This window comes from Pseudomonas sp. LRP2-20 (assembly GCF_024349685.1).
Classification (GTDB): Bacteria; Pseudomonadota; Gammaproteobacteria; order Pseudomonadales; family Pseudomonadaceae; genus Aquipseudomonas.
The window spans coordinates 2,096,329-2,110,136 of sequence record NZ_AP025944.1; the positions used below are offsets into that span (position 1 = coordinate 2,096,329).

The 13,808-nt window shown below is 62.6% G+C and carries 16 protein-coding genes; 13 read left to right on the forward strand and 3 right to left on the reverse strand.

All coding sequences use genetic code 11. From position 1 onward, the window contains the following. Positions 1-400: 400 nt before the first annotated feature. The 7 genes from OCX61_RS09195 to OCX61_RS09225 all read left to right on the forward strand — a co-directional run bounded on the left by OCX61_RS09195 (position 401) and on the right by OCX61_RS09225 (position 7,481). Positions 401-1,357, forward strand: coding sequence for a sugar ABC transporter substrate-binding protein (locus tag OCX61_RS09195; protein WP_261943498.1), 957 nt, complete (start codon positions 401-403; stop codon positions 1,355-1,357). A 20-nt stretch (positions 1,358-1,377) separates the two neighbouring features. Further along, positions 1,378-2,931 (forward strand): sugar ABC transporter ATP-binding protein, encoded by a 1,554-nt coding sequence (locus OCX61_RS09200; protein ID WP_261943499.1) that lies wholly within the window; start codon positions 1,378-1,380, stop codon positions 2,929-2,931. Beyond that, the gene (locus OCX61_RS09205) at positions 2,928-3,923 is read left to right on the forward strand and encodes an ABC transporter permease (RefSeq protein ID WP_261943500.1); all 996 of its coding nucleotides are present in this window, start codon (positions 2,928-2,930) and stop codon (positions 3,921-3,923) included. Before OCX61_RS09200 ends, OCX61_RS09205 begins: the two co-directional genes overlap by 4 nt. A 4-nt stretch (positions 3,924-3,927) precedes the next feature. Further along, positions 3,928-4,950, forward strand: coding sequence for a LacI family DNA-binding transcriptional regulator (locus OCX61_RS09210; RefSeq protein ID WP_261943501.1), 1,023 nt, complete (start codon positions 3,928-3,930; stop codon positions 4,948-4,950). Positions 4,951-4,961: 11 nt separating this feature from the next. Beyond that, positions 4,962-5,870 carry a ribokinase gene (rbsK, locus tag OCX61_RS09215; RefSeq protein ID WP_261943502.1) on the forward strand — a complete coding sequence of 303 codons (909 nt, stop codon included), beginning with the start codon at positions 4,962-4,964 and terminating at the stop codon, positions 5,868-5,870. Next, positions 5,867-6,265 (forward strand): D-ribose pyranase, encoded by a 399-nt coding sequence (gene rbsD, locus OCX61_RS09220; RefSeq protein ID WP_261943503.1) that lies wholly within the window; start codon positions 5,867-5,869, stop codon positions 6,263-6,265. The genes rbsK and rbsD overlap by 4 nt, the downstream gene beginning before the upstream one ends. A gap of 208 nt (positions 6,266-6,473) precedes the next feature. Further along, on the forward strand, positions 6,474-7,481 hold the full coding sequence (locus tag OCX61_RS09225; RefSeq protein ID WP_261943504.1) for a nucleoside hydrolase: 1,008 nt from the start codon (positions 6,474-6,476) through the stop codon (positions 7,479-7,481). Here the strand turns inward: OCX61_RS09225 and OCX61_RS09230 are convergent. After that, a complete protein-coding gene (locus OCX61_RS09230) occupies positions 7,453-7,665 on the reverse strand; it encodes a hypothetical protein (protein WP_027920507.1) in 213 nt (70 codons plus the stop codon). The two genes, OCX61_RS09225 and OCX61_RS09230, sit on opposite strands and share 29 nt — an antisense overlap. A 260-nt stretch (positions 7,666-7,925) precedes the next feature. Here OCX61_RS09230 and OCX61_RS09235 point away from each other — a divergent pair, with 260 nt between their 5' ends. Then, entirely contained in the window at positions 7,926-8,246 is a 321-nt protein-coding gene (locus OCX61_RS09235; RefSeq protein WP_261943505.1) for an I78 family peptidase inhibitor, read from the forward strand. Positions 8,247-8,521: 275 nt separating this feature from the next. On the opposite strand, the gene OCX61_RS09240 is transcribed toward OCX61_RS09235, so the two are convergent. Together OCX61_RS09240 and OCX61_RS09245 are read right to left on the reverse strand one after the other, a co-directional pair. Then, positions 8,522-8,734 carry a cold-shock protein gene (locus OCX61_RS09240; RefSeq protein ID WP_003250656.1) on the reverse strand — a complete coding sequence of 71 codons (213 nt, stop codon included), beginning with the start codon at positions 8,732-8,734 and terminating at the stop codon, positions 8,522-8,524. 163 nt (positions 8,735-8,897) lie between these two features. Then, positions 8,898-9,203, reverse strand: coding sequence for a hypothetical protein (locus OCX61_RS09245; RefSeq protein ID WP_261943506.1), 306 nt, complete (start codon positions 9,201-9,203; stop codon positions 8,898-8,900). Between the two features lie 337 nt (positions 9,204-9,540). On the opposite strand from OCX61_RS09245, the gene thrS reads away from it, so the two are divergent. The 5 genes from thrS to pheS all read left to right on the forward strand — a co-directional run bounded on the left by thrS (position 9,541) and on the right by pheS (position 13,780). Continuing rightward, positions 9,541-11,463, forward strand: a complete 1,923-nt coding sequence (gene thrS, locus OCX61_RS09250; RefSeq protein ID WP_261943507.1) for a threonine--tRNA ligase — start codon at positions 9,541-9,543, stop codon at positions 11,461-11,463. After that, positions 11,463-12,014 (forward strand): translation initiation factor IF-3, encoded by a 552-nt coding sequence (gene infC / locus OCX61_RS09255; protein ID WP_176509498.1) that lies wholly within the window; start codon positions 11,463-11,465, stop codon positions 12,012-12,014. The genes thrS and infC overlap by 1 nt, the downstream gene beginning before the upstream one ends. 61 nt (positions 12,015-12,075) lie before the next feature. Beyond that, the gene (gene rpmI / locus OCX61_RS09260; protein WP_003250667.1) at positions 12,076-12,270 is read left to right on the forward strand and encodes a 50S ribosomal protein L35; all 195 of its coding nucleotides are present in this window, start codon (positions 12,076-12,078) and stop codon (positions 12,268-12,270) included. Between the two features lie 27 nt (positions 12,271-12,297). Then, on the forward strand, positions 12,298-12,654 hold the full coding sequence (rplT, locus tag OCX61_RS09265) for a 50S ribosomal protein L20 (RefSeq protein ID WP_003250671.1): 357 nt from the start codon (positions 12,298-12,300) through the stop codon (positions 12,652-12,654). A 109-nt stretch (positions 12,655-12,763) separates the two neighbouring features. Beyond that, positions 12,764-13,780 (forward strand): phenylalanine--tRNA ligase subunit alpha, encoded by a 1,017-nt coding sequence (gene pheS / locus OCX61_RS09270; RefSeq protein WP_261943508.1) that lies wholly within the window; start codon positions 12,764-12,766, stop codon positions 13,778-13,780. The last annotated feature ends 28 nt before the right edge of the window (positions 13,781-13,808 follow it).

The window sequence follows — 13,808 nt, forward strand, 5'->3', positions numbered from 1 at the left end:
ATTGTTCTCTCTCTTCCTAATGAGATGGTTGCTGTGTCGCGCAAGAACGTACGCAGATTCCGTACCACTCCTTACGGCCAGGTGTGCAGGAGCGGCCTTGCGTCGCGAAAGGGGTGCGAAGCGCCCACGGGTTTTCAGCTTCGCAGCTTGAATTGCCGGGGCCGCGTTGTGGCCGTTTCGTGACGCAAGGCCGCGCCTGCAAGGGCCTATTCCATTCGGAAATCCGAACAAGGATAGGAAAAGATGTTCGGTTTTTCGGAAAAATTCCGGATAATCTGCGCCAGCAGCGTCTTGACCCCGCCAGCGAAACGGATTTGACAAAACCAGGTCTTGTTTCCATAGTTACTCAACGCAAACGTTTGCGATCCGATAAAAAACACAAGATTCGGAGTCATCCCCCATGAAACTGCCGTTCCCCGGTCGTCTGCTGGCGCTCGCCGTCATCTCCTCGCTGTCCCTCGCCCTGCCATTTTCGGCTGCCCAAGCCGAAGAAAAGCCCAAAGTTGCGCTGGTCATGAAATCGCTGGCCAACGAATTTTTCCGCACCATGGAAGACGGCGCCAAGGACTACCAGAAAGGTCACGCCAACGAATTCGACCTGGTCGCCAACGGCATCAAGAACGAAACCGACACTGGCGAGCAGATCAAGATCGTCGAGCAGATGATCAGCTCCGGCGTCAACGCCTTGGTCATCGCCCCGGCTGACTCCAAGGCCCTGGTGCCGGTACTTAAAAGAGCCATGGACGCCAAGATCGTGGTGGTCAACATCGACAACCGCCTTGATCCTGACGTGCTCAAGAGCAAGCAGATCAGCGTGCCCTTCGTCGGCCCCGACAACCGCAAGGGTGCGCGCCTGGTCGGCGATTACCTGGCCAGCCAGAAGCTCAAGGCTGGTGACCAGGTTGGCATCATCGAAGGCGTGCCGACCACCACCAATGCCCAGCAGCGCACCGCTGGCTTCAAGGACGCCATGGATGCCGCAGGGATGAAGATCGTCTCGGTGCAGTCTGGCAACTGGGAGATCGACAAGGGCAACGCCGTCGCCGCCTCCATGCTCAACGAATACCCGGACCTCAAGGCGCTGCTCGCCGGCAACGACAGCATGGCCCTGGGCGCCGTCTCGGCCGTGCGCGCCGCTGGCAAGACCGGCCAGGTGCAGGTGGTGGGCTACGACAACATCAACGCCATCAAGCCGATGCTCAAGGATGGCCGCGTGCTCGCCACCCTCGACCAGGCCGCCAGCCAGCAGGCGGTGTACGGCATCCAGGCCGCGTTGCAGGTGCTCAAGGGCGAGAAGCCGAACGTGGACGCCGACAACGTCATCCAGACCCCGGTCCAGCTCATCACCCAGCCCTGACCCCAGCAGGAGAAGTGGCCATGTCAGCAGCGGCCAATGAAGTGGTGCTTGCCGCCAGCGCGCTGGGCAAAAGCTACGCCCAGCCGGTGCTGAGCGAAGTGAGCCTGGCCCTGCGCGCCGGCGAAGTGCTGGCGCTGACCGGCGAGAACGGCGCAGGCAAGAGCACCTTGTCCAAGCTCATCTGTGGCCTGGAAACACCGACCACCGGGCACATGACCTATCGCGGCCAGGCCTACGCGCCGGCCAGCCGCAGCGAGGCCGAGCGCCTTGGCGTGCGTATGGTCATGCAGGAGCTCAACCTGCTGCCGACCCTGACCGTGGCGGAAAACCTGTTCCTCGACAACCTGCCCAGCCGCTTCGGCTGGATCAGCCACAAGCGCTTGCGCCAGCTGGCCACGGCCGCCATGGCCCAGGTGGGCCTGGATGCCATCGACCCGGACACCCCGGTCGGCGAGCTGGGTATCGGCCATCAGCAGATGGTCGAGATCGCCCGCAACCTGATCGGCGACTGCCATGTGCTGATCTTCGACGAACCCACGGCGATGCTCACCGCCCGCGAAGTGGAACTGCTGTTCACCCAGATCGAGCGCCTGCGCCAGCGCGGCGTGGCCATCGTCTATATCTCCCATCGCCTGGAGGAGCTGCAACGGGTGGCCCAGCGTATCGTCGTGCTGCGCGACGGCCAGCTGGTCTGTGACGAGCCGATCCAGCGCTACACCAGCGCCGAGCTGGTCAACCTGATGGTGGGGCGCGAACTGGGCGAGCATATCGACCTGGGCCGGCGCACGATCGGCGCGCCATTGCTCAAGGTCGACAAGCTGTGCCGCGGCGACAAGGTGCGTGATGTATCGCTGCAGGTCAGGGCAGGGGAGATTTTTGGCATCTCCGGGCTGATCGGTGCCGGGCGCACCGAGCTGCTGCGGCTGATCTATGGCGCCGACCGCGCCGACAGCGGCAGCATCGAGATCGGCCAACCGCTCAAGGCGGTGACCATCGATTCGCCCAAGGCTGCGGTAAAAGCGGGTATTGCCCTGATCACCGAGGACCGCAAAGGCGAAGGCCTGCTGTTGACCCAGTCGATCAGCGCCAACATCGCCCTCGGCAACCTGCCCGCCGTATCCCGCGCCGGCGTGCTCGACCATGAGGCAGAGCAGGCCCTGGCCGAACGCCAGATCAGCGCCATGCGCATCCGCAGCGCCAGCCCGGCGCAGGCGGTCGGCGAGTTGTCGGGCGGTAACCAGCAGAAGGTGGTGATCGGCCGCTGGCTGGAGCGCGACTGCCAGGTGCTGCTGTTCGACGAGCCCACCCGCGGCATCGACGTCGGTGCCAAGTTCGACATCTATGGCCTGCTGGCTGAACTGGCGCGCCAGGGCAAGGCCTTGGTGGTGGTGTCCAGCGACCTGCGAGAACTGATGCTGATCTGCGACCGCATCGCCGTGCTCTCTGCCGGCCGCCTGATCGATACCTTCGACCGCGAGCACTGGAGCCAGGACCAGCTCCTTGCCGCTGCCTTCGCCGGCTACCAAAAACGTGACGCCCTGCTGCATGAAGCAGCGCCCAGGATGGATGCATGAAGACCACACCCCTCGACACCCCGAGCGGCGCGCCTGTGCGCCGCAGCGGCAGCTACTTTGGCCTGGGCACCTACCTGGGCCTGGCCGGCGCCTTGCTGGCGATGATCGTGCTGTTCTCGTTCCTGAGCAGCCACTTCTGGTCGTACGCAACCTTCAGCACCCTGGCCAACCAGATCCCCGACCTGATGGTGCTGGCCGTGGGCATGACCTTCGTGCTGATCATCGGCGGCATCGACCTGTCGGTCGGTTCGGTACTGGCCCTGGCGGCATCCACGGTCAGCGTGGCGATCCTCGGCTGGGGCTGGGGCGTGCTGCCCGCTGCCTTGCTCGGCATGGCCGTTGCCGCCCTGGCTGGCAGCGTCACCGGTGGCGTCACCGTGGCCTGGCGCATCCCGTCGTTCATCGTTTCGCTCGGTGTGCTGGAGATGGCCCGCGGCCTGGCCTACCAGTTCACCGACTCGCGCACCGCTTATATCGGCGATGCCTACGCCTGGTTCTCCAACCCGGTCGCCTTTGGTATCTCGCCGGCCTTCATCATCGCCTTGCTGGTGATCGTGCTGGCGCAACTGGTGTTGACCCGCACGGTGTTTGGCCGCTACCTGATCGGCATCGGCACCAACGAAGAGGCCGTGCGCCTGGCCGGCATCGACCCGCGCCCTTACAAGGTGCTGGTGTTCGCCCTGATGGGCCTGCTCGCCGGCCTGGCCGCGCTGTTCCAGATTTCGCGCCTGGAGGCCGCCGACCCCAACGCCGGGTCTGGCCTTGAGCTGCAGGTGATCGCTGCCGTGGTGATCGGCGGCACCAGCCTGATGGGCGGGCGCGGCTCGGTCATCAGTACTTTCTTCGGCGTGCTGATCATTTCTGTGCTGGCCGCAGGCCTTGCGCAGATCGGCGCGTCGGAACCCACCAAGCGCATCATCACCGGGGCGGTGATCGTCATCGCCGTGGTGCTCGACACTTATCGCAGCCGGCGTGCAGGCCGGCGGAACTGACAACATGGCAACCATCAAAGACGTCGCGGCCCTCGCGGGCATTTCCTACACCACGGTATCCCATGTCCTGAACAAGACCCGCCCGGTCAGCGAGCAGGTGCGGCTCAAGGTCGAGGCGGCCATCCTCGAGCTCGACTACGTGCCCAGCGCCGTGGCGCGCTCGCTCAAGGCGCGCAGCACGGCCACCATCGGCCTGCTGGTACCCAGCAGCGTCAACCCGTACTTTGCCGAACTGGCCCGGGGCATCGAGGATGCCTGCGAGCGCAACGGCTATTGCGTGATCCTGTGCAACTCCGACGACAACCCACAGAAGCAGCGCAGCTACCTGCGCGTGCTGCTGGAAAAACGCATCGATGGCCTGGTGGTGGCATCGGTGGGCGAGGACGCCGACCTGCTGCAGAGCCTGGCCGGCGTGCGCACGCCGATGGTCATCGTCGACCGTGAGCTGGAAGGCGTCGACGCCGATATGGTGCGTATCGACCATGAGCGCGGCGCCTACCTGGCGACCCGCCATCTGCTGGAGCTGGGCCATCGCGACATCGCCTATATCGGCGGCCCCGCCGAGACCGGCGTCACGCAATTGCGCCTGAGCGGCTTCCGCCGGGCGATGGCCGAAGCCGAGGCCCAGGTGCTGCCAGGCCGGGTATTGCACTGCGACTTCACCAGCCCAGGTGGCCATGCCGCCGCCGTGCAGTTGCTTGAGGGCGAGCGGCCGACGGCGATCTTCGCCGGCAACGACATGATCGGTTTTGGTGTGTTGCGCGCCGCTGCCGAGCGCAACATCAGTGTGCCGGGCGAGCTGTCGGTGATCGGTTTCGACGATATCGAGCTGAGCCGCTATGTGTACCCGTCGCTGACCACGGTCGGCCAATCGATTCGCGAGCTTGGCGAAAATGCTGCCGCCTTGCTGCTGTCGCGTATCGCCACGCCCCGTCGCGATGCGGCCGAACAGCGCATCGTCGCCCCGCGCATCGTGCTGCGCGAATCCACCGGGCCGCGCCCGGACCTGTTCAACGATTACCGCTAAGGAATTGCGCCATGAATCCCAAGGTAGTGGTGGTCGGCAGCCTCAACATGGACCTGGTGGCCCGCGCCCAGCGGCTGCCGAGGCCCGGTGAAACACTGGCGGGGGAGAGCTTTTTCACCGTGCCCGGCGGCAAGGGTGCCAACCAGGCGGTGGCGGTGGCGCGCCTGGGCGGCAGCGTGGCGATGGTGGGCAATGTCGGGGATGACGCCTACGGCCAGCAGTTGCGCCAGGCGCTGGCAGTGGAAGGCATCGATTGCCAGGCGGTCAGCGTGTGCCCGGGCGTGTCCAGTGGCGTGGCGCTGATCACCGTGGACGCTGCCAGCCAGAACTGCATCGTCATCATCCCAGGCGGCAACGGGCTGCTGACGCCTGAGTCGGTGCAGCGTTTCGATGCCTTGCTGCAAGCGGCCGAGGTGATCATCTGCCAGCTCGAAGTGCCGGCCGAGACCGTGGCCTGGACCTTGGCCCGGGGGCGCGAACTGGGCAAGCAGGTGGTCCTGAACCCGGCGCCGGCCACTGGCCCGTTGCCGGCGGACTGGTTTGCCCACATCGATTACCTCACGCCCAATGAAAGCGAAGCCGAGGCCCTGACCGGCCTGCCGGTCAGCGATCTGGACAGCGCCCGCCGTGCTGGCGAACGCTTGTTGCAACTGGGGGCCGGCAAGGTGATCGTCACGTTGGGCGCGCAGGGGGCTTTGTTCGTCAGCCGTGACGGCAGCCGGCACTTCCCGGCGCCCCAGGTTCAGCCGCTGGATACCACGGCGGCGGGTGACACCTTCATCGGCGGTTTTGCCGCTGCGCTGGTGCAGGGCAAGGAGGAGGGCGAGGCCATCGCGTTCGGCCAGCGTGCCGCCGCGTTGTCCGTTACCCGTGCCGGTGCCCAACCGTCGATTCCTTATCTTGCGGAGCTGACGCCATGAAAAAGACTGCGCTGCTCAACGTCGCCCTGTCGCGCACCATCGCCGGGATGGGCCATGGCGACATCCTGGTGATTGGCGACGCGGGGTTGCCGGTGCCGCCTGGGGTCGAGCTGATCGATCTGGCGTTGACGGCGGGGATACCGGATTTTGCCAGCGTGCTGCGCGCGGTGTTGAGCGAGCTGCAGGTGGAGCGGCATGTGCTGGCTGAAGAGATGCAGAAGGTGGTGCCGCCGGCGCTGGTCGAAATCGAGCGCCTGAAGGGCAAGCTGGGTAAGCGCGAATGGCTGAGCCATGAGGATTTCAAGGTGCTGTCGCGCAGTGCCCGGGCGATCGTGCGCACCGGCGAGTGCCAGCCCTACAGCAACATCGCCCTGGTTTCCGGCGTGACCTTCTAATCGTTCAATTTCTAAAGGCTGGTCCTTGTGGGAGCAACTGTCTTGCTCAATTTCTAGAATCTGGCGCGATCCCTGTGGGAGCGGGCTTGCCCGCGAACACGGGCGAAGCCCGTGCCATCCAGCGCGGTGTCTTCTTCGCGGGTAAACCCGCTCCCACAGGGGCCGGTAATACGTTGGAAACATGTATCCAAGGCAACAGGAGTGCCCCATGCTCAAGCCCCTGCTACAAGGACTCACCCTCATGGCCGCAGCCGCTACCACCACCCTCCAGGCCGCCCCGCGTGACCTGATCATCGACACCGACCCCGGCGCCGATGATGTGGTCGCACTGTTCCTGGCCATGGCCTCACCTGACGAACTGAACATCCGCGCCATCACCACCGTCGCCGGCAACGTGCGCCTGGAAAAGACCTCGCGCAACGCCCGCCTGGCCCGCGAATGGGCCAACCGCGAAGACATCCCGGTATACGCCGGGGCAGGGCGGCCATTGGTGCGCCCGCCCATCTACGCCGCCGATGTCCACGGCGAAGAAGGCCTGACCGGCGTCCAGGTGCATGAGCCGAAAAAGCCCTTGGCCGAAGGCAATGCCGTGCAGTACCTGGTCGACACCCTGGGTAGCGCCAAACCCCACAGCATCACCCTCGCCATGCTCGGCCCGCAGACCAACCTGGCCCTGGCGCTGATCCAGCGGCCAGAGATCGCCCAAGGCATCAAGGAAGTCGTGGTCATGGGCGGCGCCCACTTCAATGGCGGCAACATGACCCCGGTGGCGGAGTTCAACCTCTACGCCGACCCGCATGCCGCCGAAGTGGTGCTGGCCAGTGGCGTGCAACTCACTTATCTGCCGCTGGATGTCACGCACAAAGTCATCACCAGCGACGCCCGCCTCAAGCAGTTGGCTGCCGTGAACAACCAGGCCAGCAAGCAGGTGGTCGACATTCTGCAGGCTTACGTCAAGCACGACATGGACGTGTACGGCATGCCCGGTGGCCCGGTGCATGACGCCAGTGTCATCGCCTATCTGCTCAAGCCCGAGCTGTTCAGCGGCCGGCGCATCCACATGCGCGTCGACAGCCGCGAAGGCCCGACCTTTGGCCAGACCATCGCCGACTGGTACGGCGTGCTCAAGCAGCCGGCCAATGTGCTGTGGATCAACGAGGCGGATGCCCAGGGCTTTTTCGACCTGCTCAGCGCGCGCCTGGCTCGATTGCAATAGCTGCGTGCGGCGCGTAGCGCTCGAAGACCTGGTCGATGAAACTGCGCGCCGCTTCACCGCCGCGGTCACGCACCAGCAGGTCGATGGCGATCAGCAGCAACTCTTCGGGCGTGCTGGGGCTGTAGGCGCTCTGGCCCTCGGCCCATTTGACCTTGATATCGGCGTCGATGCTGTGGCTGCTCATGAAAGGCTCTCGCGGAAGACCCGGGGCGGAGGGGCGAACACCGGATCCTGGCGTTCGAAGAAGGCACTGTGCCTTCACTTCCTAAAGTAAATCATGACTTTGCAACGCACACCAAGCGCCTCGTCGGTTGAGCGGTAAAATTCGGTCACGATTGCCTTTGGCCTCGGCGTGCCGAGTTCAGGCAGACTTGCGCGGTTTTGCAACGAATTAATGAAGGAGCTGTCCGATCAGGCAGTTCCCAGATCGATTTAGGAGGATTCATGTTCCGTACCCGTGCTTTCCTGGCAACCCTGGCGGTGGCTGCTGTCCTGGCGGGTTGCAGCACTGGCGGTAACTCGAGGGGCGGCAAGGCACCTGAGGCGTCGGCAGGCAATGATGGCCGCTGCGAGGCCAGCGGCGCCGACTTCGCCATTGGCAAGCGCGGTAGCGCCGAGCTGCTGGAGCAGGCGCGCAAGGCCAGTGGTTCGCAGATGGCGCGCATGCTCAAGCCGCACGACGTGGTAACCCTGGAGTACCGCTCCGAACGCTTGAACCTGAACGTGGATGAGCAAGGTGTGGTGACCCGCGTCAACTGCGGCTGACCGGCACTTTAACTTCTTAAAGCTGGCGCGCGCGCGCCCCCCTGTGGGAGCCGCGCTTGCCGGCGATGGGCCGCGAAGCGGCCCCGGCAATTTATGCAATAACCTTGAAATCGTGGGGCCGCTTCGCGGCCCATCGCCGGCAAGCGCGGCTCCCACAGGGTGGGTGGGGGCGCTAGATTCTAGAAATTGATCAAGACAGCTGCTCCCACCGGGCAGCGACAAACGCCCATAAAAAAACCCGCCACATGTGGCGGGTTTTTTTACAGCTGCCCGAATTACTCCGGACGAACCTGAGCAGCCTGCATGCCCTTCTGGCCGCGCTCGGCGACGAAGGAAACAGTCTGGCCTTCTTTCAGGCTCTTGAAGCCGTCGGATTCGATGGCTTTGAAGTGTACGAACAGGTCGTCGCCGCCGCCTGCTGGGGTGATGAAGCCGTAGCCTTTCTCATCATTGAACCATTTGACGGTGCCTTGTTGGCGATTGGACATGAGGTGAATCTCCAGAACATTTAGTTTTTTCAGTGGTGCAATGCGGCCGAGGCTACGGAGCACGGGGGACATCATAGTCTAATTCTGCGCATCTAGCGCCTTTTACCTTCGCAGGATATTGATCCAGGGCAAATAATGCCTGGCCTGCTCTGGCTTTAAGGTTTCAGCTCTTTGGCGCGCAGGCCTGTTTCACGACGCTTTGCGCCTTCTGCATCAGCTTGGCGTCCACGCCGTCAGTGCTGTCCAGGTCGGCAATCTCTGCGTCGGTGAAATTCTTCTTGATCGCCTGGGCACCACATTCACAGTGCTTTTTCGCGGCTGCGGCGTCGACGCCCTGGCCGCTGGCCGCCTGTTGGCACTGGGTCATGTAGTGGCCTTCCTTCCCGGCAGGGAAGTTGCCAGCGTTGGCAGCCATCGGCAGCAGCAGGGCGCCAGCGGCCGCCAGAGCCAGAAGAGACGGTACTCGCATAACCAGTTACTCCTTGGGTTAAGGTCTCAACAAGAGTAGGTTGCTTCCCAAGGTCTGATAGGAATTTTTCCTCGATAGTTCACCGCAATGGCGTATTTTCCAAATATTTCTACGGGCCGTGCAGCCCGCGTGCTAGCATGCCCGGCTTGCAGCTGACAACGTGCAGCTTGCAGCTATCTTTTTTCTTTCCAGTCACTCTGGTTCGTCCCTGGCAAGCCGAAAGGCTTCTGCCACTGTGAGGCAGGCTTCCCCGAAGGGAAGGCAGGTCGGATCTTGTACTGGCTCATCCCAACCCACGTGACCTTTGGTAGGGGTCACCACTAGGAGAGGAGGCGCCATGCCCGTTATTACTCTTCCCGATGGCAGTCAACGTTCGTTTGATCACGCCGTATCCGTTGCCGACGTCGCCGCTTCCATCGGCGCCGGCCTGGCCAAGGCCACCGTGGCCGGCAAGGTCGACGGCAAACTGGTCGATGCTTGCGACCTGATCAACCACGACGCCACCCTGCAGATCATCACCCCTAAAGATGCAGAGGGACTGGAGATCATCCGCCACTCGTGCGCCCACCTGGTCGGCCACGCGGTGAAGCAGCTGTACCCGACCGCCAAGATGGTGATCGGCCCGGTGATCGACGAAGGCTTCTATTACGACATCGCCTACGAGCGCCCCTTCACCCCTGAAGACATGGCCGCCATCGAAAAGCGCATGATGGAGCTGATCGAAAAAGACTACGACGTGGTCAAGAAGATGACCCCGCGCGCCGAAGTCATCGAAGTGTTCAAGGCCCGTGGCGAAGACTACAAGCTGCGCCTGGTCGAAGACATGCCGGACGAGCAGGCCATGGGCCTGTACTACCACGAAGAATACGTCGACATGTGCCGTGGCCCGCACGTGCCGAACACGCGTTTCCTCAAGGCCTTCAAGCTGACCAAGCTGTCCGGCGCCTACTGGCGCGGCGATGCCAAGAACGAGCAGCTGCAGCGCGTGTACGGTACCGCCTGGGCTGACAAGAAGCAGCTGGCTGCCTACATCCAGCGCATCGAAGAAGCCGAAAAACGCGACCACCGCAAGATCGGCAAGCAGCTCGACCTCTTCCACCTGCAGGAAGAAGCCCCGGGCATGGTGTTCTGGCACGCCAACGGCTGGACCGTGTACCAGGTGCTCGAGCAGTACATGCGCCAGGTTCAGCGCGTCAATGGCTACCAGGAAATCAAGACCCCGCAAGTCGTCGACCGCATCCTTTGGGAGCGTTCCGGCCACTGGTCGAACTACGCCGAAAACATGTTCACCACCTCGTCGGAAAGCCGTGACTACGCGGTCAAGCCGATGAACTGCCCGTGCCACGTGCAGGTGTTCAACCAGGGCCTGAAGAGCTACCGCGACCTGCCGCTGCGCCTGGCCGAGTTCGGTGCCTGCCACCGTAACGAGCCATCTGGCGCCCTGCACGGCATCATGCGCGTGCGTGGCTTCGTGCAGGACGACGCGCACATCTTCTGCACCGAAGAACAGGTGAAGAAAGAAGCCGCCGACTTCATCAAGCTGACCCTGGACGTGTACAAGGACTTCGGCTTCACCGACATCGCCATGAAGCTGTCCACCCGTCCGGCCAAGCGTGTCGGCTCCGAAGAGCTGTGGGACCGTGCCGAAGGCGCACTGGCCGACGCCCTGAACGAGTCGGGCCTGGAGTGGGAATACCAGCCGGGCGAGGGCGCCTTCTACGGCCCGAAGATCGAGTTCACCCTGCGCGACTGCCTCGGCCGTAACTGGCAGTGCGGTACCCTGCAGTACGACCCGAACCTGCCAGAGCGCCTGGATGCCAGCTATATCGCCGAAGATAACAGCCGGGTTCGCCCAGTCATGCTGCACCGTGCGATCCTTGGTTCGTTCGAGCGCTTCATCGGCATGCTGATCGAGCACTACGCTGGCGTGTTCCCGGCGTGGCTGGCACCGACCCAGGCGGTGATCATGAACATCACCGACAAGCAGGCCGATTTCGCCCTCGAAGTGGAAAATGCCCTGAACGGTAGCGGTTTCCGTGCCAAGTCGGACTTGAGAAATGAGAAGATCGGCTTTAAAATCCGCGAGCATACTTTGCTCAAGGTCCCGTACCTTTTGGTTATAGGGGACCGTGAAGTCGAAACACGAACCGTCGCTGTGCGTACTCGCGAAGGCGCAGACCTGGGCTCCATGCCCGTCGCCCAGTTCGTTGAGCTTCTGGCACAAGCGGTTTCCCGGCGTGGACGCCAAGAATCGGAGTAATGACTATTAAGCGTGAAATGAGAAACGATAAGCGTGCTGTACCGAAGGCCCCGATCAACGAGAATATCTCGGCCCGCGAGGTTCGGTTAATTGGCGCTGATGGCGAGCAGGTTGGCATCGTCTCGATTGATGAAGCGCTTCGTATCGCTGAAGAAGCGAAGCTGGATCTGGTGGAAATCTCTGCAGACGCGGTACCGCCTGTCTGCAAGGTGATGGACTACGGCAAGCACCTCTTCGAGAAGAAGAAGCAGGCCAACGAAGCCAAGAAAAACCAGAAGCAGATCCAGATCAAAGAAATCAAGTTTCGTCCAGGGACGGAAGAAGGGGATTACCAGGTAAAACTACGCAACCTGGTACGTTTCCTTACCGATGGGGACAAGGCCAAGATCTCTCTGAGATTCCGCGGCCGTGAGATGGCCCACCAGGAGCTGGGCATGGAGCTGTTGAAGCGGGTCGAAACCGACCTCGCCGAATACGGCACCGTTGAGCAGCATCCGAAGATGGAAGGACGCCAGCTTATGATGGTCATCGCCCCCAAAAAGAAGAAGTAATCTCCCGGGCACGGCAGGCCTGATGATTATTGTGTAATTTTATCGAATGCGGAGTTCCAACATGCCAAAAATGAAAACCAAGAGCGGTGCTGCGAAGCGCTTCCTGAAGACCGCTTCCGGCTTCAAGCACAAGCACGCTTTCAAGAGCCACATCCTGACCAAAATGTCGACCAAGCGTAAGCGTCAACTGCGCGGTGCCAGCCTGCTGCACCCGTCTGACGTGGCAAAAGTCGAGCGCATGCTGCGCGTACGTTAATTCTGGTTTAGATAGAGGAAGTTACTCATGGCTCGTGTTAAGCGTGGCGTCATCGCTCGTAAGCGTCACAAGAAAATTCTGAAACTGGCTAAAGGCTACTACGGTGCACGCTCGCGCGTATTCCGCGTTGCCAAGCAGGCTGTCATCAAGGCTGGTCAATATGCCTACCGTGACCGTCGTCAGAAGAAGCGTCAGTTCCGCGCACTGTGGATCGCTCGTATCAACGCCGGTGCCCGCACCAACGGTCTGTCCTACAGCCGTCTGATTGCTGGCCTGAAAAAGGCTTCGATCGAAATCGACCGTAAGGTTCTGGCCGATCTGGCAGTGAACGAAAAAGCGGCGTTTGCTGCGATTGTCGAGAAAGCTAAAGCCGTTCTGGCTTAAGTACCCGCGACAATCACCCGGCGGCGCTTGCGGCGCCGGGCATTGAACGTCATCGATAGGGGAAGAGCCTTCAAAGCTCTTCCCCTATTTTCGTATCTGGAGTCTGTACATGGAAAACCTGGATGCGCTGGTCTCCCAAGCCCTAGAGGCCGTCGAGCGCGCTGAAGACATCAATACCCTGGAACAGATCCGGGTTCAGTACCTCGGCAAGAAGGGCGAACTGACCCAGGTGATGAAGACCCTGGGCAACCTGCCAGCCGACGAGCGCCCGAAAGTCGGCGCGCTGATCAACGACGCCAAAGAGCGCGTCACCGCCGTGCTCAACGCACGCAAGGCCGCCTTCGAAGAAGCCGAGCTCAGCGCTCGCCTGGCTGCCGAATGCATCGACGTCACCCTGCCAGGCCGTGGCCAGACCACCGGCGGGCTGCACCCGATCACCCGTACTCTCGAGCGCATCGAGCAGTTCTTCACCCACATCGGCTACGGCATCGCCGAAGGCCCTGAGGTCGAAGACGACTACCACAACTTCGAAGCGCTCAACATCCCTGGCCACCACCCGGCCCGGGCGATGCACGACACCTTCTACTTCAATGCCAACATGCTGCTGCGCACCCACACCTCGCCGGTGCAGGTGCGGACCATGGAGTCCACCCAGCCGCCTATCCGCATTGTCTGCCCGGGCCGCGTGTACCGCTGCGACTCGGATATCACCCACTCGCCGATGTTCCACCAGGTCGAAGGCCTGCTGATCGACCGCGGCATCAACTTCGCCGACCTCAAGGGCACCATCGAAGAATTCCTGCGGGTGTTCTTCGAGAAAGAACTGGCCGTGCGCTTCCGCCCGTCGTTCTTCCCCTTCACCGAGCCGTCCGCCGAAGTCGACATCCAGTGCGTGATGTGTTCCGGCAAGGGCTGCCGCGTGTGCAAGCAGACCGGCTGGCTGGAAGTCATGGGCTGCGGCATGGTGCACCCGAACGTGCTGCGCATGTCTGGCATCGACCCTGAAGAATTCCAGGGCTTCGCCTTCGGCATGGGCGCCGAGCGCCTGGCCATGCTGCGCTATGGCGTCAACGATTTGCGTCTGTTCTTCGACAACGACCTGCGCTTCCTCGCGCAATTCCGTTAGTGGGCTGTGCGGCCAAGGCGCGCGCCCA